Origin of the sequence: Polaribacter marinus (genome assembly GCF_022662535.1) — a bacterium.
In the GTDB taxonomy this organism is placed as follows: Bacteria; Bacteroidota; Bacteroidia; order Flavobacteriales; family Flavobacteriaceae; genus Polaribacter; species Polaribacter marinus.
In genome coordinates, this window is sequence record NZ_JAKQYM010000001.1 from 551,655 (window position 1) to 571,968 (window position 20,314).

Sequence of the window (20,314 nt, forward strand, 5' to 3'; positions counted from 1 at the left end):
TTTAGTTTTTAAGATTTGTTAATGAAATTAGTAATTAACGTAATCTACAATTTCTAAACCATAACCAATCATACCAACTCTTTTTGTTTGCTGAGTATTTGTTAATAGTTTTAATTTACTGATATTTAAATCGTGTAAAATCTGAGCGCCAATACCAAAATCTTTATTGTCCATTGCAATTGCAGGAGCTTTCATTTCTCCTCTTGCTTGATTTTCTTTTAAAGTAGTTAATCTGTTTAGCAAGTTTTTAGATTCGTTTTGTTGATTGATAAACAAAATGGCACCTTTTCCTTCTTCATTTAATACTCTAAACATTTGATCTAATTTCTTGTCGGCATTATTGGTTAGAGTTCCAAGAATATCATTGTTTATTAAAGTAGAATTTACTCTTGTTAAAACACTTTCTTCATTAGTCCAAGTTCCTTTTGTTAATGCGATGTGTACTTGGTTATTAGTCGTCTGTTGATAAGCTCTTAATCTAAATTTTCCAAAACGAGTTTCTAAATCAAAATCTTCTTTCTTTTCAATTAAAGAATCATGCTCCATTCTATAAGCAACTAAATCTTCTATCGATACAATTTTGATATCAAACTTTTTTGCAACTTTTAAAAGCTCAGGTAGACGTGCCATAGATCCGTCTTCATTCATGATTTCAACAATTACTCCAGCAGGTTGTAATCCTGCTAAACGAGCAAAATCAATAGCTGCTTCTGTATGGCCAGTTCTACGTAAAACACCACCTTCTTTAGCTTTTAAAGGAAAAATATGTCCAGGTCTTGCCAAATCGAAAGGTTTTGTGTCCTTATCCATCAAAGCTTTTACAGTTAAAGCTCTATCACTTGCAGAAATACCTGTCGTAACTCCTTTACCACGTAAATCTACAGAAACGGTAAAAGCAGTTTCCATAGGATCTGTATTGTTGTTAACCATCATTCCCAATTCTAATTCTTTACAGCGTTTTTCTGTTAATGGAGCGCAAATTAAACCACGTCCATGAGTTGCCATAAAGTTGATTGTTTCTTGAGTGACTTTCTCTGCTGCAGCTAAAAAATCACCTTCGTTTTCTCTATTTTCATCATCTACAACAATAATAACTTTACCATTTCTAATATCATTAATTGCTTCTTCTATTGTGTGTAGTTCTGTTTTTCTTTTGATTGTATTTGTCATCATAAGTTTGTACTTTCTTTTGATTTAAACTTTTTAAAAAAGTTTGTAATAGGTTGTATAAAAGAATCAAAATTAAATAATCCTTTATCTTGTGTTGCTCTACGTGTTAATAAAATAGCAACAGGTATCATGATAATTGCAGATATCCAGGAGCCTAAAAATGCAGAGATAGAACTTTCTTCTGCTAAATTTTTCCCAAAAGTATTGGCAAAGAAATAAGTTACATAAACGGCAATTGCTAAAATCATGGGCAAACCAAAGCCTCCTTTTCTAATAATAGATCCTAAAGGAGCTCCTATAAAAAAGAGAATAATACAGGATAAAGAAAATGCAATTCTATTATAATACTCTGTATCATATAGGTTTAAAACTTTTCTTTTCCATTTAATAGAACTGTTGTTGTTCTTTAAATTGGTTATTGCTCTGTTTGCTTTTGTTGTAGCAGCATTTAAAATTGATATTTTTTCAGAGAGTCCAAAATTTTCTAAAGTGATTGGATTTATTTTTTTTCTTGACACAGAGTCCGGAAGTTTGTAAAGATCTTTTGCAAAAACATTTGTATAAATACTTTTTGCTCTTAAATCTAATACTTCATCATAATGCTTTTTTAGTTTAGGAATTGTATCGTTAAGTTGATTTAAACTCAACATCATAAAACTTCCTCTAATATTTACAGTATCTAAGCCTTCATCACTTAAATCACCAATATCAATATTGAATTCATATTCTTTAAAATCTGCACTAGAAGCAGGCATTTTTTTTCTTTTTGCAGGTGTTTTTGCAAATTTTACATGTTCTTCATAATAGCTACCATCATATAATACAAAGGTCATATATCTGCTGCCTTCTTCCGTAATAATTTTACCTTTTTCAGCAGTAATTACTTTTTGATTTCCTCTGTTTCCTGTTAAATCGTAGATTAAAACTTTTTTTAAAAGATTTTCTTCTTCACCGTATTTTTCTTCAAATTTTATTTGAAAACCAGGTAAATCTGTGTTAAAACTTCCTGGTACTAAGGCTAAAGCAGGTTTTTTCTTCTTGATATTTAAATACAAGTTTTTCTGTTTTAACATGGCATACGGATATACATTGTTTAAAAACAAAAAATTGATTCCACTTAAAAATAAAGTTAAAAAGAAAAGAGGTCTAACTAACCGATGTAAAGAAATTCCCGCAGATTTTGCAGCAGCAAATTCGTAATTTTCTCCTAAATTTCCTAAAGCCATTATTGATGATAATAAAACACCAATTGGTAATGCTTGTGGGATAACAATTAAAATTGTGTAATAAAGAAATTTAAAAATAAATGGCAAGCTAATCCCTTTACCAGCAATGTTTTCAAAAGTTTGCCAAAGTAATTGCATAACCAATACAAAGAGCACAATAAGAAACGTAGCTATAAAAGGAACTAAAAAACTTTTTAAGATGTATCTATCTAAAATCTTCATAAAAAGCAAAAGTAGCATCTTAAACATTAAGATGCTACTAATTTTCTGTTAATTGAAAAATTAATCTATTGTATAACTTTGACTCAAGTATTTTTGTCTGTCAAACTTAAAAAAGTTTTCGGATAATGTTTGATTGCTTTTAAATTCTGTAATTGTAAAAGTTGTTTTAGAACCATTAGAGCCTGTTTGAATTAGTTTGTATATATGCTTTGTTTTAGCATCGATACCTAATTCTACTTTTACGATATCAGAATTACTATCTATAGGGTTTAAAGTCACAAATTGAATCTTTCTACCTTTTATGTTTTTTAGTTTTCCCATTTCAAAATTATAACCTTCTTTATAGAAAGTTAATAATTTTGAGGGATAAATAAATCCATCATCACCATCTAAATTACCATTTGTTATAGAAATTTCTTTTTCTAAATTGTCAATAACATACAACTTACTGCCATCATAAATAAATTTATTTCCTAAATAATTTAAACTGTATTTTTCTCCTTTTAAGTTAATATCTCCTCTAATTGGTGGTTCATCACCTTCTTTAATACCTGCATCTTCATTACTTAAAGTTTGACTAAACCCCAAGTACATATTCTTATAGGCTCCCATTTTGGAAGAAACTTCATCTAATAATGATTTTGCTTTTTCTGCTTCTTGAGAAAATGCAATTGTGGAAATACATAAACTTAAAAATAAAATTGATATTTTTTTCATTTCTATTGATTCTTTTCGTTTTCTAATAATTGTTCTAAAGCTATAAAATCTGGAATTAAGACTTGTCTTGCTTTACTTCCTTCAAACCCCCCAACAATACCTGCAGCTTCTAATTGATCTATCAATCTACCTGCCCTATTATAACCTAATTTTAATTTTCTTTGTAATAATGAGGCAGAACCTTGTTGTGCTGTAACAATAATTTCTGCTGCTTCTTTAAATAATTTATCTCTATCTGCTATATCAATATCAATACTTGTGCCACTTTCATCGTCTACATATTCTGGTAATTGATAAGCTTCTGCATAGGCTTTTTGAGAGCCAATAAAATCAGTGATTTTTTCTACTTCTGGAGTATCTACAAAAGCACATTGTATTCTGTTAATTTCATTTCCTGCTGTGTATAATAAATCTCCACGCCCAATTAATTGATCTGCGCCACCAGCATCTAAAATAGTTCTAGAATCGATTTTAGAGGTTACTCTAAACGCAATTCTAGCAGGAAAATTTGCTTTAATTATCCCTGTAATTACATTTACAGAAGGCCTTTGTGTTGCTACAATTAAGTGAATTCCAATTGCTCTAGCTAATTGAGCTAAACGTGCAATAGGTGTTTCTACTTCTTTACCAGCAGTCATGATTAAATCGGCAAATTCATCAATAACTAAAACAATGTAAGGTAAAAATTGATGACCATCATTAGGATTTAATTTTCGTTGTTTAAATTTAGCATTGTATTCTTTAATGTTACGAACCATTGCCGCTTTTAATAAGTCGTAACGGTTATCCATTTCTATACAAAGTGAATTTAATGTATGTACAACTTTGGTTGTGTCTGTAATAATGGCATCTTCTACATCTGGTAATTTTGCTAAATAATGACGCTCTATTTTATTAAACAAAGTTAGTTCTACTTTCTTTGGGTCTACTAAAATAAATTTTACTTCTGCTGGATGTTTTTTATATAATAGCGATGTTAGTACAGCATTTAAACCAACAGATTTTCCTTGTCCTGTCGCACCTGCCATTAATAAGTGCGGCATTTTAGCTAAATCAACTACAAAAGTTTCATTAGAAATTGTCTTTCCTAAAGCAATTGGTAATTCCATTGGTGATTCTTGAAATTTCTTAGATGAAATTACAGAATGCATAGAAACTATTGTTGATTTTTTATTAGGTACTTCAATACCAATGGTTCCTTTTCCAGGGATTGGTGCAATAATTCTAATTCCTAAAGCAGATAAAGATAAGGCAATATCATCTTCTAAATTTTTAATTTTAGAAATTCTAATTCCTGCTTCGGGTACAATTTCGTATAATGTAATTGTTGGGCCTACAGTTGCCTTAATTTCTGCAATACCAATTTTGTAATTTTTTAAAGTTTCTACAATTCTATCTTTATTAGCTTCTAATTCAACAGGGTCAATAGAGATTGTTTCGTTGTATTGTTTTAACAAATTAAAGGTAGGAAATTTGAAATTTGACAATTCTAGTGTAGGGTCAAACTCTCCAAAATCTTTTAAAATTTTATCAGATAAATTTTCGGTAGAATGCTCTTCTTCTCTACTTATGGCAACATCAATTTCTACTTCTTTTTCTTCTATATTAGAATTTTCTGTTTTTAATGTAGGTGTTAATTTTTCTTCAACAGTTAAAGTAATTTCTTCTTTTTTTGTAGATACATCTGAATGTTTCGAAATTGTTGGTTGTAAGTTTTCTACAGACAATTCAAATTCAGATTTTTCTTTATTAATTTCTTTTGATATTAAAGGTTTTTCATCTTCAACTTTTTTACTCTCATCTATATTGTTTTCAATTTCTTTTGCTTCTTTTTCAATCCTTTTTTGTTTTATTTTTTCAATAAAAGCATCAAAAGTTAATTTATAACGTATAACCAAATAAGCAATTAAAAAGAAAGCTAAAACAATAGCTAAACCCGTTTTTCCTATAAAAGTCTGCAAATATTCATTTACTTCAAAACCTATAATACCCGAAAGTAAAGCATGTTTTTTTTGAAGAAATCCTAAAGAAATAGAAATCCATAACATGGCCAATAATCCCCAGTTCCAAGAAATGATAATTTTAGAGAAATTCTTTTTAATTATAATATAAAATCCACTTAAAAATATTTGAAAACATATGATAAAAGCACCAATTCCAAAGCCTTTATAGATAAAAAAATCGCTTAAATTGGCGCCAATTTTACCTAATAAATTATGACTTCTTACAGTTTTATCTGTTAGTTTAGATAGGGTACTTTGGTCTTCTTGCCAATTAAAAAAGAAAGAAATAAAAGCAATACATAAAAATAACGAAAACAATATTAAAAAAATACCAAAAATGGTTTGAGTTTGTCTTGTTCTTAAAAAAGAAAAAGCACTAGGTTTTTTACCCGGAGAAGTTGTTTTTTTTACACTTTGTTTTTTTCTAGCCATTAAAAAAATGCTGATATTTATTTATAATAATAATGTATTTGCTAAAATAATAAATTGATTTTAGGAATGTAAATAAAACCTGCAATAATTAAAGAAATAAAGGCAGCAAAACTAGGTGCGCCTGCTGCAATATCTTTAATAAAACCTATTTTTTTATGGTAGTCAGGGTGTATAAAATCGGCTACTTTTTCTATAGCAGTATTTAAAGCTTCAGCAACTAAAACCATTCCTATGGCTAAAAACTGAACCATCCATTCGATATTTGAAATTTCAAAATAGAATCCTAAAATAGTAGCAACCACACCAAAAAATAATTGTGCTTTAATACTATCTTCAGTAGTTATAAGTAACCACATTCCTCTAATAGCAAATTTTACACTACGTATTCTTCCTCTTAAAAAACTATCATTTGGATTCTTCATAAATTATATTGCTTTTAGTGCAGCTTCATAATTTGGCTCATCTGCAATTTCAGAAACTTGTTCTGTATAAGTTACAATTCCATTTTCATCAAGAATAACAATTGCTCTAGAGTGTAGATGTGCTAAAGGTCCGTTTGTAATCTCTAATTGATAATCTTTTCCAAAACTTCCTGTAGCAAAATCGGAAAGCATAATAACATTTTTGATTCCTTCTGCGCCACAAAAACGAGCTTGAGCAAACGGTAAATCTTTAGAAATACATAAAACAGTTGTGTTTTTTAAATCTGAGGCTTTTTTATTAAATTCTCTAACAGATGTTGCACAAGTACCAGTATCAACACTAGGAAAAATATTTAAAATTAATTTTTTACCCGTGAAGTCAGATAATTTTTTTTGATTTAACTCTACAGTTGTTAATGTAAAATTAGGAGCTTTATTGCCAACACTAGGTAAATTACCAATTGTATTTATTGTGTTTCCTTTTAATGTAATCTCTGCCATTTTATGAAGTTTTTGTAAATTCAAAAATACATTATTTTGATGAATTTAAACAGTTTCTATTTTGTTAATATTCTTCAAATATTATAAATATCTTCGCAGTCAGAAAAACAAAAAAAGTAAGGTGAATATTTCTCAGTACACATCAGAATTTAAATATAATTGGAAACTTGCAGCACCCGTTATGTTAGGTATGTTGGGACATACTTTTGTAAGCTTTATAGATAACATTATGGTTGGCCAAATAGGAACCGCAGAACTTGCAGCAGTTTCTTTAGGGAATAGTTTTATGTTTATTGCAATGTCTATTGGTATTGGATTTTCTACGGCAATAACGCCTTTAATTGCAGAAGCAGATACATCTAATAATTTAGAACAAGCAAGATCTACGTATAAACATGGTTTGTTTTTATGTACTACTATAGGGATTTTATTATTTCTACTCGTTTTCTTTTCTAAACCATTGATGTATTTAATGAAACAGCCTAAAGAAGTTGTAGAGTTAGCAATTCCCTATTTAGATTTGGTTGCATTTTCATTAATTCCTTTAGTTATTTTTCAAGCTATAAAACAATTTAGCGATGGAATGTCTATGACTAGATACCCAATGTATGCTACCTTAATAGCAAATATTGTAAACGTAGTTTTAAATTACCTTCTAATTTTTGGTAAGTTTGGTTTTCCAGAAATGGGTATCGTTGGAGCAGCTTATGGTACATTAGCTTCACGAATAATTATGGTAATTTACTTGTGGTTGTTATTGCGATATAAAAAACGTTCTGCTAGAATTGTACGAAATATTAAATTCTTTGTGTTAGATATTTTAATGATAAAAAGAATTATTAATTTAGGTTCTTTAAGCGCTATGCAAATGTTTTTTGAAGTAGCTATTTTTACTGCAGCAATATGGTTAAGTGGTTTGTTGGGTAAAAATCCTCAAGCTGCAAATCAGATTGCTTTAAATTTATCTTCTATGACTTTTATGGTTGCTATGGGCTTAAGCGTAGCTTCTATGATTAGAGTAGGAAATCAAAAAGGATTGCAAAACTATAAAGAGTTACGTAGAATAGCATTTTCTATCTTTTTATTAGGTATTGTTTTTGCAGTTTTCTTTGCAATTTTATTCTTTGCTTTTCATGAAATTATGCCAAATTTATATGTTGACCTAAGTGATACCGAAAATTATGCTGATAATATGGAGGTAATTTCCATTGCTGCAAATTTACTTTTAGCCGCAGCATTTTTTCAAATTTCAGATAGTATACAAGTAGTTGTTTTAGGAGCTTTACGAGGATTACAAGATGTAAAAATACCAACAATTCTTACTTTTATATCTTATTGGGTTGTTGGATTTCCTGTTTCTTATTTTTTAGGAAGTGAAGAAATGTATGGTAGTTTTGGTATTTGGCTTGGTTTATTAGCAGGTTTAACAACAGCTTCTGTTTTATTGTTTATTAGATTTAATTCGTTAACTTTAAAATTAATAAAAGAAAAAGAAGTACAATCATAATGTTATTTTAAGAATGACACATATTTATATTAATAATATTAATTAAGAATTTAAGAAATGGATTTACCAAAATTTTTACTAGCAGATAACAGTAAGTTTCCGGATGACATATTTGTATTGCATACAGAATTTCCTCGCTTTTTGATTAACTTAAAAGACGACGAAGTAGAATGGTTTGAGGATTTAACTGGAGAAAATGAAGAAGATATTGCAACAGAATTAGCAGACTTGATGGATAAAGCTGGAGCTTTTTATGATGAAGAAATGAAGTTGTATGAGTAATATGGTTTTGTTTTAATAATTGCTATTTTTTTATTAAACAATATGATATTTTTATAAAACAAAAAACCTCACAAAATGTGAGGTTTTTTTTATTTTATAACGAATCTTATTTTTTAGATTCTGACTTTGGCTCCTCTGGTGCTTTCACACCTAATTTTTCCATCACAAGTTTTGTAATGTCGTATCTTTCATCAATATACATAAACTGATTTCCAGTTGTAGTTAAAATTTGCGTATACCCATTAGATTTTGCAATTTCACTTATAGCTTCATTTAGTTTTCTATATAAAGGACGTTTTAACTCATTCTGTTTTAATTGCATTAATTTGTTCCCATTACTTTGATATTTTTTTAAATCTTCTTCTAAGGTTAAAAGCTCTTTAATGGTTTCTTTTCTTAATGTTTCTACCATTGTTGCTTCATTTTTTTTAAATGTAGCTACTTTTTCTTGATAGTTTTTCATCTTAATAGCAAAAGAAGAATCTAGTCTTGCTCCATAAGACTGCGTTAATTCTAAAATTCTTTTTGCTTCTGGCATTAAATTAGCAATATAGTCGCTATTTATTGTACCTACTTTAGTTTGTGCTGTTGTAATTGTGCTAATTAAAGCAATAATAATAAGTGAAAATAATTTTGATTTCATGTTCTTAATTTAGTGTAGCAAAGATATAAAAGGGAATGAATTATGAAAATTTAGTGGTCTTAAAAAGAGTTAATTTTATCAGAAATTTTGGTTATGATTTCATTTTTTTCTGTTTGAAAATCGTACCACAAAGTTTCTGTATCTTTTTTAAACCAAGTTAATTGTCTTTTGGCAAAACGTCTAGTATTTTTTTTGATTTCAGAAATAGCAAACTCTTTTGTAAAAACTCCTTCAAAAAAAGAAAATAACTCTCTGTACCCTACTGTTTGTAAGGAATTTAAGTTTTTGTATTGGTGAAGTTTATTGGCTTCTTCTAGCAAGCCATTTTCAATCATAATATCTACTCGTTGATTTATTCTAGAATAAATAATGTCTCTATCTGCATTCAAACCAATTTTTATAGAGTTAAAATTACGTGGAGTTTTGGGTTTGTTTTTAAATGTAGAATATGGAATGCCTGTTCCAATACAAATTTCTAAGGCTCTTATTAAACGCTGTGGATTATCAATTGTAATTGTGTTATATGTTTCTAAATCTAATTTTTTAAGTTTTTCTTGAAGTTTTTTTATGCCTTCTTTTTCTAATTGCAAATTTAGTTCTGTGCGTATTTTAGTATCTACTTCCGGAAAGTAATCTAAACCTTTTAAAACAGCATCTACGTATAAACCACTTCCGCCAACCATAATCTGAATAGGATTTTTTAGAAATAATTGGTCTAATGTTTGAAGTGCATCTCTTTCAAAAGCTCCTACATTATAATCTTCAAAAACACTTCTGTTTTGTATAAAATGATGTTTTACAGCTGCTAATTCTTCCTTGTTTGGTACAGCAGTTCCTATTGACATTTCTTTGTAGAATTGTCTAGAATCACAAGAAATAATATCGGCATGAAAATGATTAGCTAATTGTATGCTTAAAGCTGTTTTACCAATAGCAGTAGGACCAACAATTGTAATTAAGGTATTTTTTAAAGAAGTTGAATTCAAGTTTAAGGATTTAATTTGCTACCACAATTATAACAAAATTCGGCATCATCTTTATGATTTTCTTTGGCACAGTTTGGACAAGCTTGTGTGTTTGTATGCACTGTAGTATTATTGGATTTTGTCATTTCAGAACTAACAATTCCTGTTGGAATCGCAATAATACCATAACCTAAAATCATGATAATACTGGCTATAAATTGGCCAAAAGGAGTATGAGGAGAAATATCTCCGTAACCAACAGTAGTCATTGTTACTATTGCCCAATATACACTAACAGGTATACTTGTAAACCCATTTTCTTCACCTTCTACCATGTACATTATGGTTCCTAAAATGACACAAATAATAACGATAAAAAATAAAAACACGGCAATTTTGGCTCTACTTGCTTTTAATGCAATCAGTAATCTATTGGAGGCGCCAATATATCTCGCTAATTTTAAAATTCGAAATACTCTTAATAAGCGCAGTGCTCTTAATGCTGCAAAATGATAAGATCCTACAAGAATAAATGATAAGTATTTGGGGATAGTAGAAAGTAAATCGATAATACCATAAAAACTAAAAATATATTTAAATGGTTGTTTTATTGATACTATTCTTAAAATATATTCTATTGAAAATAAAATGGTAATAATCCACTCTGAAATGTTTAAAAAATTATGATATTTATTATCAAAACTTTCTACACTTTCTAACATTACTAAAATAATACTTGCAATAATTGCAACAAGTAAAATAACATCAAAAAGCTTCCCTTCTTTGGTATCAGCTTCATATATAATTTCATGAAGTCTGTGTTTCCAAGATGTGTTTTTTTGTGAATTACTCAATTTAGATTATTTTTCTTTTACAATACTACAAATATTTACTGAATTTATAATTCTTTTTATGTTGTTTTCTCTCTATAGATAAGGGGTTTTAAAAAAATGTTAAAAATATATACGAGATAGATTCTTTAACAGAAAAGAGATTTAAAATATTTAAATTCGCTGAAATTTATTAAAAATGAAAAATAAAATATTACTTTTTTTAGCGTTTATAACTTGCGCACCAATTTTTGGACAACAATTAAAAGGTCGTGTTGTAGATGTTTTTAAGCAACCTATAGAGAATGTATATATTTATAATTCAAATAAAAATGCACATACACATTCAGATGTAAATGGTCATTTTATACTAGAAAATGTTTCTGTTGAAGATGTTTTACAAGTTGGACTTTTAGGGTTTGAGAAGAAAGAAATTATAATTAAAAAAAAGGATGTTGAAAAAGGAATTACTATTCAGCTAAAATCTAAAATTTTTCAGTTAGATGAATTGATCTTGAGGCAAGAAATAAATGCCTTACAAACAATAACCAAAGTAGATTTACAATTAAACCCTGTAAATAATTCGCAAGAAATATTAAGAAAAGTTCCAGGTTTATTTATTGGACAGCATGCAGGAGGAGGGAAGGCAGAACAAATATTTTTAAGAGGTTTTGATATAGATCATGGTACTGATATTACACTTTCTGTAGATGGAATGCCAATTAACATGGTTTCTCATGCACATGGGCAAGGATATAGTGATTTGCATTTTCTAATTCCAGAAACTATTCAAAAAATTAATTTTGGAAAAGGACCTTATTATGCCAATATAGGAGATTTTAATACTGCTGGTTATGTAGATTTTTCTACAAAAAACATAATTAATGATAATGTTGTTTCTTTAGGTTATGGAGATTTTAATTCTCTTAGAACTTTAGCGATGTTTAATTTGTTGGAAAATACAAATGATCAAAACGCATATGTTGCTATAGAGTATATAGAAACAGATGGTGCCTTTGAATCTCCACAAAATTTTAATAGGATAAATGTTTTTGGAAAATACAATGCTTTTATAAATGATAGAGATAGAATTTCTTTGACAGCATCACATTTTAAAAGTAGTTGGGATGCCTCAGGTCAAGTGCCAGAAAGAGCCATCCGTAATGGAAGTATTTCTAGATTTGGATCTATTGATGATACCGAAGGTGGTTTTACTTCAAGAACAAATTTAAATGTTGAATTAAATAAATCCTTATCAAATAATTCTTTATTTAAAGCAAATGCATTTTACTCTCATTATGATTTTGAATTGTATTCTAACTTTACATTTTTCTTAGAAGATGCTGTAAACGGAGATCAAATAAAACAATTTGAGGATAGAGATATTTTTGGAATGAATCTGCAGTTAACTAATACTGTAAATTATGATAATGTTGAAGCAACTTATACCAAAGGTGCGGGTTTACGTTACGATTTGGTAAATGATATAGAATTATCTCATACCAAAAATAGATTAGAAACGTTACAACAAATTCAGTTAGGTGATGTAAAACAAACCAATATGTTTGCCTTTTTTAATGCAGATTTTGAAATTGGAAAATTTAAAATATCACCTTCTGTTCGTTTAGATTATTTTAAATTTTTATATAATAATCGTTTAGATCCAGTTTATAAAACACGTTCAAAATCGCAAGCAATTGTAAATCCTAAATTAAACTTTTTGTATACACAGAATGATAATTTACAATGGTTTTTAAAATCTGGAATTGGTTTTCATTCAAATGATGCAAGAGTTATTTTGCAACAAAATACAGATAAAATTTTACCAAGAGCTTACGGAGCCGATTTTGGTAATATCTGGAAACCTACCAAAAACTTAGTGTTAAACACAACGGTTTGGTATTTGTTATCTGAAGAAGAATTGGTTTATGTTGGTGATGCTGGTATCATAGAACCTTCTGGTAAATCAGAAAGGTTTGGTTTAGATTTTGGTTTAAGACATCAGTTTACAGATTGGTTGTATTTAGATACTGATTTAACAGTAACAAAAGCAAGAAGTTTAGAAAATATATCGGGTGAAGATTATATTCCTTTAGCACCTGATTTTACAATGTCTGGAGGGTTATCTTTTTCTAATCTTGGGAATTTTTCTGGAGGTTTACGTTATAGATATATAGATGATAGGCCTGCAAATGAAGATAATTCTATTGTTGCAGATGGTTATTTTGTTAGTGATTTTAATATCAATTACAAAATGAAAGAGATAACATTTGGTATTGCTTTAGAAAATATTTTTGATGTAGAATGGAACGAGACTCAGTTTGCAACAGAAAGTAGATTGCAAAATGAAATAGATTCTGTAGAAGAAATTCACTTTACACCTGGAACACCCTTTTTTGCAAAAGCAACAATAACTTATCGTTTTTAGTAAAGTTTGAGATAGTATTAAGCACTATTTTTTGTTAAATTTTGTCTTTTTTGTTATTAATAACACATTAGAAACAGGTCTTTCTCCATTAATATCACTGGGATTATTAATAATGCCTTTGTTTTGTGTCCACATGGTAGTAGAACCTCCACCATCTAAATTAATAGCATCAACACATCCCAAATTTTGTAGAAACTTCTGTGTTTCATAAAGATTCATACCTTCTGCATGCTCATTTCTACCATCAATTGTAATAAATATTATAGATTCTTTGGTTTCACATAAGCAAGTTCTTGGATGCCTTTTTTTTACAAACTCCATAAGAGGTAATTTTGTTTCTTTAGAATTTAATAAAAGTAAAGGACCTGTAATTAATACAGCAGCTTCTTTTTTTGAAGTTTCATAATATTGTTCTGAATTTGCAGGTTGTAATATTATATCAAAGTCTTTTTCTAAAACTATTGCACCATTCATCAAACTATCTGTAACAGCCCATTTTAGTTCATCACTTCTTTTTCTACTAATAACCGTATCATTAACTTCAAAATATGTAACACTTCCTCCATCATCCATATTAAAAAATCCACCATTAATTCCTGCTAAAGCATTTTTACTTTTGGCAAATGAACTTGTAGTTTTTAATTCTAAGTTATTATGGCTAAATTGAATCTTAAATTTATTAAAATATTCTTTATCTAATACCAATAAATTTATGATTTGATTGCTTTTAAAAAGAGTATCTGTTTTTATTTGGATGATATTTATAGAATCTTTTAAAGGTGTTATTTGCTGTTTAAAAGGATTATTTTTTTGTCCGTAACATAAAGGAAATGAAAGGAATAATATCAGAAGTGATGTAAAAGTTTGTCTTTGCATGTTTTACTAATAAATAATTGTTTTTATTGACTAAATATTAGAAATGACAAAAACAAATTACAGATAAATAGCTAATTTATAAAAAAATACAAGAAACTGACTTTTTTAATTTTAAAGATAACTTTTTTAAGTTACCGAATAGTTTGCTTCTTTTTGTTGAAGTAGTAAAAACAAAAAACTCCTGATATATGATCTATCAGGAGTTTAATTAAGATGTATTAAAATTTAATTTCTTTTTATAAAAATAAAATCACCTCCTTCATCACCAGTTCTACTAATTGGTGCATATTGTGGTTGATTATCTCCTGTAGTGTTATTTATTACAGGATCTTCTATCATATTAAATAATTGACCTGCAGAAAGGTATTTGTCAGTATTTTGGTTTAACCTTTTTAAAAGGTATTTCATAAACACACTTTGGTTGGGTACCGTTGTTAATGTACCACTTGTAATTGCTTTTCTACTTGGTAAAGCATATTTTTTCTGAACTGCTTTAGAGGCTTCTTTGTAATTCCTGCTAGAAGTTAAAATACTTCCACTAAAACAAGCATCTGCAATTAATAAGGTATGTTTAGAGTTTATAGACTTTATATAAGAAACAATACTTGTGTTTAAAATAACATTTCCTTCAAACTCCATATTGGCATCAGAAGGCATCCAATAACCTTTTTCACTTACTTTATCATAATTTCCATGACCTGCATAGAAAATCACTAAATTATCGTTTTTACCAACTTTCTTTTTTAGAGTATAAAACTCTTTTATGATCTCATTTTCTTTAGGGTTTTTTAATACAGTTACGTTTTCTTTTGAAAAACTATATTTATTAATTAAAACATCAGCTAAAGATTGTGCATCTTTTGTAGGTTCTCCATTTAAGTCGGCAATACTTTTATCTTCATAAGAGCTTACACCAATTATCAAGGCATAATATTTTCCAAAACCAATATCTAATTTTTCTGTATTATCTGTAATAATCGTATTATCGATATCGGCAGATTTTCGTTTTATTGTAAAGGTTTTTGTAGATGAAGCTTGTTTTATGTCGGTAGCTTTTACAATTAAATCGTTTTTACCATATTTTAAAGGAACATTTGCGACAAAAGTTCCGTCTTCAGAAACATTTGCTTCTATACCGTTTACAGTAATTTCATAAATACCATCAGAATCTGTTGCTTTTCCTCTTACTTGAATTTTTTTGGCTTCAACAATTTTAAAACCTCTTTTAGCTTCTACATTTGGTGATGTTATAACAACAACAGGTGGATTGTTAAAACTAGATGTTTGATATTTGATATCTAAATAATCTACGGCTATTTTCTTATCATAATAAATAGTGTATCCAAATTTATCTCCAAAGAAAGGCTCAAAAGCTGTTTCGTTTAAATACTGCCCATTAATGTAAAAACGTAATAGGTTCCCAGATTTTACAATCTTTATTTTATTTTGTTGATTGATACCTGTTTTGATGGCAGAAGATTCTGTAAAAGGAATAATTTTTTTGTAAACGTCATTATCAAACTTTCTATACATATAACTACCGTTACCCGAAAGTAAGAATGAATACTCATTAGAAGAGTTTTTTCTTCCAAAAGTAACACCGTAAAGTCCATCTGAAGAATTAGAAGTTCTAGCTATTGATGTTTCAATAATAAAGTCTTTGTTATCATCTATGTTTACACTTCTACTAATAAAAATGCCTCCTTTTTTCTTTCTGTAAAGTAATAATTTACCATTGTTCATAGAAACAGAATAATCATCTGCATCATCTAAGTTCCAACCATTAGTATTTCCGTTAAAACCATCAAAAAGGGGTAATGATAATGTTTTATTATTAACAATAGTATTCTTATTATCATTTTTGCTTTTTAGTGCATTAACAGTTAAATAATCTACGGCAATTTTTTGGTCGAAGTAAACAGCATACCCCATTTGTGATCCATAAAAAGGTTCGAAATCTGTTTTGGTTACATAAATGTTATTGATGAAAAACTTATAATATTCTCCTTCTTTTCTAATTTTTAAAATATTTGATTTACCATTTCCTTCATTAATTGAAGAAGATTTGGTGTATTTTATAATTTCTTCAGTTTTATTATTTACAATTCTATTTACTTTGTAATAGCATGTAGAAGTAATTAAAAATTGGAAATAATTACTGTCTTTTTTTGCCCATAAAATTCCAAAAGGTGAATTTTTATCGCCAGAAATTTTATCTAATTTTGTTTCAATTTCAAAATCTTTTGTACTATCAAAATATTTGTTAATATAAGTAAGCCAACCTTTTTCTGCTCTTTTATGTTCTAAAAAGTATTTACCGTTATAAAAGTTGAATTTTACTTTTTCATCATCGTTTTCTGCCCATTCATTGGAATTACTACTAAAGTTGTCACTAAAAAGTAGCTCACCTTTGTTTATAGGGTTGTCATTAAAATTAGTGTTTTCATTTAGATAAGAAATACTTAAATAGTCTATTGCAATTTTTTGTGCGTCAAAGATGGAGAAACCAATTCTTTTTCCATAAAAAGTTAAGTTTGAAACACTATAAACTTTAGAACTATTAATGTAGAAAGTATAATTATTTCCTCTTTTTTCAATTTTTAAAGTATTTTTAGAGAAGTTTTCATTTTTAATTACGCTAGCAGGAGTCCAATCTTTGATACTGCTAAATTTTCCATTATCGTATTTATCTATAGAATAGTTACCGTTAGAGGTTACTAAAAATTGATATTGATTACCAGTGTCTTTTCTACCAAATGTTATTCCGTAACCATTGTTTTTTATTCCAGAAATTTTTTGAATAGAAGCTTCAATTTTAAAATCTCTGTTGCTATCAAAATCTATTTCTTTTGTAGTGGTCCAGCCTTTTTTACCTTTATATTCAAAATAATATTTACTGTTTTTAATTTCCGTTTTAGCATTTTCATTATCAGTAATTCCCCAATTGTTTCTATTAGAGTAAAAACTATCATATAAAATAGTTTTAGTTTTGTAATTATTTGTAATAGTTGTAGAGCTAGAAAGCTGTTTAACTCGTAAATAATCGATGGCAATTTTTTGTTTTCTACTAATATTAATGGCCACTTTTTTACCCATAAAAGCTTTATGAGTCATGCTGTAGGCGTAAGTTCCATTGATGTAAAAAGTAACGATATTTCCTTTTTTGCTAACTTTTAAGAGGTTTGTTTTATAGTTTCCTACTTTAACTATACTAGATTTTGTCCATTCTTTTATTTCTTTATAATCTCCGTTAGCATATTCTATAACTCTAAAATGCCCGTCAGTAGCAATGTCTAATCCTCTATAATTATCTCCATCTTTAAAGTCATACATAAATGTAATTCCATAATTACTTACACCAGATAATTTAGTGATTGATGTTTCTATTTCAAAATCTTTAGAGGAGTTAAGCTCAAATTCTGAAGAACTAATTCTCCATCCTTTTTCTTCTCTTTTATGATAGAAATAGTATTTTCCTCCATAAACATTTAGCTCTCTTTGATCATTTTTTCCAGTTGGCCAATCATTAGTACTATTAAATTCTTCTTGAAAAACGTAGCTTTGACTAAAGCCACAAAAAGAAGTTAATAAAAAAAGAAACAGCAAGTTTTTTAAATTTTTCATTTTTATTATTATTATTGGTGATTCATTTCTATAAAAATTGGAACAACTTTAGCAGAAGGACTTTTAGAAGTTGCACTAAATGCTATTTTATCTTTATTAAATTTAAGATCTGTACCTTTAAACATCTTAGTTGACAGTGCTTTTTTTACTCTTGAGACAAAATCTCCAGAACCATATTTGGCTTTACTTATAATATCATCAATGTTTAATTTTTCTTTACTGTATAAAACACAAAGAATGTCTCGTCCTGGGTTATTATCAAATTCAATAAAATAATCTTCGTTTGGCAAAGCAATTTCACTATTTGTATAATTGAAAAAATCACTAAATCCTCCAAAAGGGTATAATTTGTTTACAGATTTGTCTGAAGAACCATAACCAATTAAATAGACATAACCTCTTTGTTTTGTGTTTAAGTAGATTCTAAATTGAGTACCAGAAGTATATGTTTTATTAACTTTATAAGTTGTTTTTGTTGCTTTTACTATATTAAAATTTCTAGTTGCTCCGTCTGCTAACTTAATTGGCATATTATTGCCATCTCCTAGTTTTAGTGTTAGCTCACCGCCAAGTTTGTTATTGTACGTGTAGTTATTATTATTATTATTATTATTATTATTATTATTATTATTATTATTATTATTATTATTATTATCGTTGTTATCTTCAATTTCATCTGTTTTATCAACTAAAACATATGCTGTTTTTACTTGTCTTTCAAAATCTGAATATTTTATCCAGAAAAAACCATTTTTCCCAAATTTTGTTCCCCAAGAATTCATTACTTCAAAAGAACCACCGGATTTATTATTATCATATCCAACAACAACCATTGCATGTCCATAAGTACCTGTGCTAGGAATCCAAACATTATTAACATCTGTTTTTAATGAAGAAAATCTAAACAAGCCAATTACTACTGGGTTTTTATTAGAAATTGCTTTTTTAACTTTATCGGTTAAATTATATGGATTGTTCCATTTTGCTAGCCTTTCAAAAGTTTGAATTTTATGATTTTTTGCTTTTGAATACACATAATTTGTTGGATTGTTTACACAATTTCTATAATCGTAAGGAAAATCAGTAAGTTTAGCAGAGCCATAATTATTCATCACTTTCATAGCATTTTCTATGTAAGCACCTTGACATTTTTCATTAACTTTTATAAGATTGTATACAAAGGATGGTGAAAATGTATTCTGATTTATTTTTGTTGTATTGTATTTCCAATTGTTTTTTACAGCATTAGCAATTGTTCTTGCCCCATAAGCACTTGCCCATCCAACGCAAGAACCTTGTGAACCTTGGTTTCCGGGAGTAGGAGCGTAGCCTTTTAAGCTAAAAGAACTAGGCATTGCTGCAAAACTTCTTGTAACTAAGGGAACAGATTGTGGTATTTCTTCATAAAGGGTTTCATCAAACTTTAAACCTGTTCCATATTGTTCTTGAGCACTTAATAAGCTTATGTTAAATAGGCAAATTAATAGGAAGGATAATTTTTTCATGTTTAGTTTTTTTGGTTACATAGCAAAATTCACTATAAATATATAAAAAAAAAATACGTCATTTGACGTATTTTAATTTTTAAGAAACACAAAGGTTTATTTTTTCTCTAAAATAATATATGAATTTTCTGCAATGATAATTTTTTTATAAAATTCTTTAAGAGTGTGGTATTCTATAGCAGAATAAATCTTTTTATTGATTATCATTCTAACATATACATTAATTGTATTTCCTTTTTGAGTTGATTTTAATGAAAAACTACCACCCTTGTTAGGTAAGGAAATAGCTATATTTTCTGGTAGTTTAGTTACTTTATAAGTTTCTGGAATTTGCAAGTTTAAAGCAAAACTATTATTTCTTTTATAAGCAAAATCTACAGGATAGTTTCTTTCTTTTAATTTAAATGGATTTTCTGTAATTCTATTAAAAAGTATTGGATTTAGTCTTGCTTTATTTCCTAAATCTTGATTCATTATAATTTTTATTTTAAAATTTTCTTGAAGAGATTTTTCTAAATCTTCTTTAAATTTTACATTATAATCCTCTACTTCTAAATCAGAATAATTAGTTTCAAATTCTTCTAAATACTCATCTTCACTTTTATTATACATTTTTTTCTTTGCGAAATTCCTGCATATCCAGATCTTTTAATTATTAAATCGCCAGTTAATTTTCCTTTTTCATTTAAAATAAGTTTTGCGTTACTTCTATTGCTAGTTCTGTACATAGGCTTTAAAGTAATCCAATTGCTTTCTGCTTTGTAATTTATGATTCTAGCTTCACCATTAAGGCATCTTATAGGAACTTGACCAAATGGTAAAAATTTATTTGTTGCATCTAAAAAATAGGTCTTTCCATCAATATATATTTTTATGATGACATAATTAAAATCAAAAATTACAGGAAAAAGTTTTGTTGGAATACCATGGTTTCTTGTTGGTAATATTACTAAATCTACTT

The 20,314-nt window shown here is 28.0% G+C and carries 16 protein-coding genes; 3 read left to right on the forward strand and 13 right to left on the reverse strand.

From position 1 onward, the window contains the following. Positions 1 to 27: 27 nt before the first annotated feature. The 6 genes from ribB to tpx are packed head-to-tail and all read right to left on the reverse strand — an operon-like array spanning position 28 to position 6,693. Entirely contained in the window at positions 28 to 1,173 is a 1,146-nt protein-coding gene (gene ribB, locus MC378_RS02540) for a 3,4-dihydroxy-2-butanone-4-phosphate synthase (protein ID WP_242177144.1), read from the reverse strand. After that, positions 1,170 to 2,618: an LptF/LptG family permease gene (locus MC378_RS02545; protein ID WP_242177145.1), complete on the reverse strand. Its 1,449-nt coding sequence runs from the start codon at positions 2,616 to 2,618 to the stop codon at positions 1,170 to 1,172. Before MC378_RS02545 ends, ribB begins: the two co-directional genes overlap by 4 nt. 60 nt (positions 2,619 to 2,678) lie before the next feature. After that, positions 2,679 to 3,335, reverse strand: a complete 657-nt coding sequence (lolA1, locus tag MC378_RS02550) for an outer membrane lipoprotein periplasmic chaperone LolA1 (protein ID WP_242177146.1) — start codon at positions 3,333 to 3,335, stop codon at positions 2,679 to 2,681. A gap of 2 nt (positions 3,336 to 3,337) precedes the next feature. Next, positions 3,338 to 5,770 (reverse strand): DNA translocase FtsK, encoded by a 2,433-nt coding sequence (locus tag MC378_RS02555; RefSeq protein ID WP_242177147.1) that lies wholly within the window; start codon positions 5,768 to 5,770, stop codon positions 3,338 to 3,340. Positions 5,771 to 5,811: 41 nt separating this feature from the next. Continuing rightward, a complete protein-coding gene (locus tag MC378_RS02560; RefSeq protein WP_242177148.1) occupies positions 5,812 to 6,192 on the reverse strand; it encodes a diacylglycerol kinase family protein in 381 nt (126 codons plus the stop codon). A 3-nt stretch (positions 6,193 to 6,195) separates the two neighbouring features. Beyond that, positions 6,196 to 6,693, reverse strand: a complete 498-nt coding sequence (gene tpx / locus MC378_RS02565) for a thiol peroxidase (RefSeq protein WP_242177149.1) — start codon at positions 6,691 to 6,693, stop codon at positions 6,196 to 6,198. 121 nt (positions 6,694 to 6,814) lie between these two features. On the opposite strand from tpx, the gene MC378_RS02570 reads away from it, so the two are divergent. Together MC378_RS02570 and MC378_RS02575 are read left to right on the forward strand one after the other, a co-directional pair. Further along, positions 6,815 to 8,200 carry an MATE family efflux transporter gene (locus MC378_RS02570; protein WP_242177150.1) on the forward strand — a complete coding sequence of 462 codons (1,386 nt, stop codon included), beginning with the start codon at positions 6,815 to 6,817 and terminating at the stop codon, positions 8,198 to 8,200. Between the two features lie 57 nt (positions 8,201 to 8,257). Continuing rightward, a complete protein-coding gene (locus MC378_RS02575) occupies positions 8,258 to 8,482 on the forward strand; it encodes a hypothetical protein (protein WP_242177151.1) in 225 nt (74 codons plus the stop codon). Between the two features lie 106 nt (positions 8,483 to 8,588). Here MC378_RS02575 and MC378_RS02580 read toward each other — a convergent pair whose 3' ends face one another. The 3 genes from MC378_RS02580 to MC378_RS02590 are packed head-to-tail and all read right to left on the reverse strand — an operon-like array spanning position 8,589 to position 10,944. Continuing rightward, positions 8,589 to 9,125 (reverse strand): OmpH/Skp family outer membrane protein, encoded by a 537-nt coding sequence (locus MC378_RS02580; protein WP_242177152.1) that lies wholly within the window; start codon positions 9,123 to 9,125, stop codon positions 8,589 to 8,591. Positions 9,126 to 9,184: 59 nt separating this feature from the next. Then, a complete protein-coding gene (gene miaA / locus MC378_RS02585) occupies positions 9,185 to 10,111 on the reverse strand; it encodes a tRNA (adenosine(37)-N6)-dimethylallyltransferase MiaA (RefSeq protein WP_242177153.1) in 927 nt (308 codons plus the stop codon). A gap of 2 nt (positions 10,112 to 10,113) precedes the next feature. Beyond that, positions 10,114 to 10,944: an ion transporter gene (locus MC378_RS02590; protein WP_242177154.1), complete on the reverse strand. Its 831-nt coding sequence runs from the start codon at positions 10,942 to 10,944 to the stop codon at positions 10,114 to 10,116. A 175-nt stretch (positions 10,945 to 11,119) separates the two neighbouring features. Between MC378_RS02590 and MC378_RS02595 the strand changes: the two genes are divergently transcribed. After that, positions 11,120 to 13,348, forward strand: a complete 2,229-nt coding sequence (locus MC378_RS02595; RefSeq protein ID WP_242177155.1) for a TonB-dependent receptor — start codon at positions 11,120 to 11,122, stop codon at positions 13,346 to 13,348. Positions 13,349 to 13,372: 24 nt separating this feature from the next. On the opposite strand, the gene MC378_RS02600 is transcribed toward MC378_RS02595, so the two are convergent. From MC378_RS02600 to MC378_RS02615, 4 genes are all read right to left on the reverse strand, one after another. Continuing rightward, positions 13,373 to 14,224 carry a phosphodiester glycosidase family protein gene (locus MC378_RS02600; protein ID WP_242177156.1) on the reverse strand — a complete coding sequence of 284 codons (852 nt, stop codon included), beginning with the start codon at positions 14,222 to 14,224 and terminating at the stop codon, positions 13,373 to 13,375. A gap of 225 nt (positions 14,225 to 14,449) precedes the next feature. Beyond that, on the reverse strand, positions 14,450 to 17,848 hold the full coding sequence (locus MC378_RS02605) for a caspase family protein (protein ID WP_242177157.1): 3,399 nt from the start codon (positions 17,846 to 17,848) through the stop codon (positions 14,450 to 14,452). 11 nt (positions 17,849 to 17,859) lie between these two features. Then, positions 17,860 to 19,353, reverse strand: a complete 1,494-nt coding sequence (locus MC378_RS02610; protein ID WP_242177158.1) for a C1 family peptidase — start codon at positions 19,351 to 19,353, stop codon at positions 17,860 to 17,862. A gap of 96 nt (positions 19,354 to 19,449) precedes the next feature. After that, complete coding sequence (locus MC378_RS02615; protein WP_242177159.1) at positions 19,450 to 19,965, reverse strand: DUF3858 domain-containing protein; 516 nt, start codon at positions 19,963 to 19,965, stop codon at positions 19,450 to 19,452. Positions 19,966 to 20,314 lie beyond the last annotated feature (349 nt).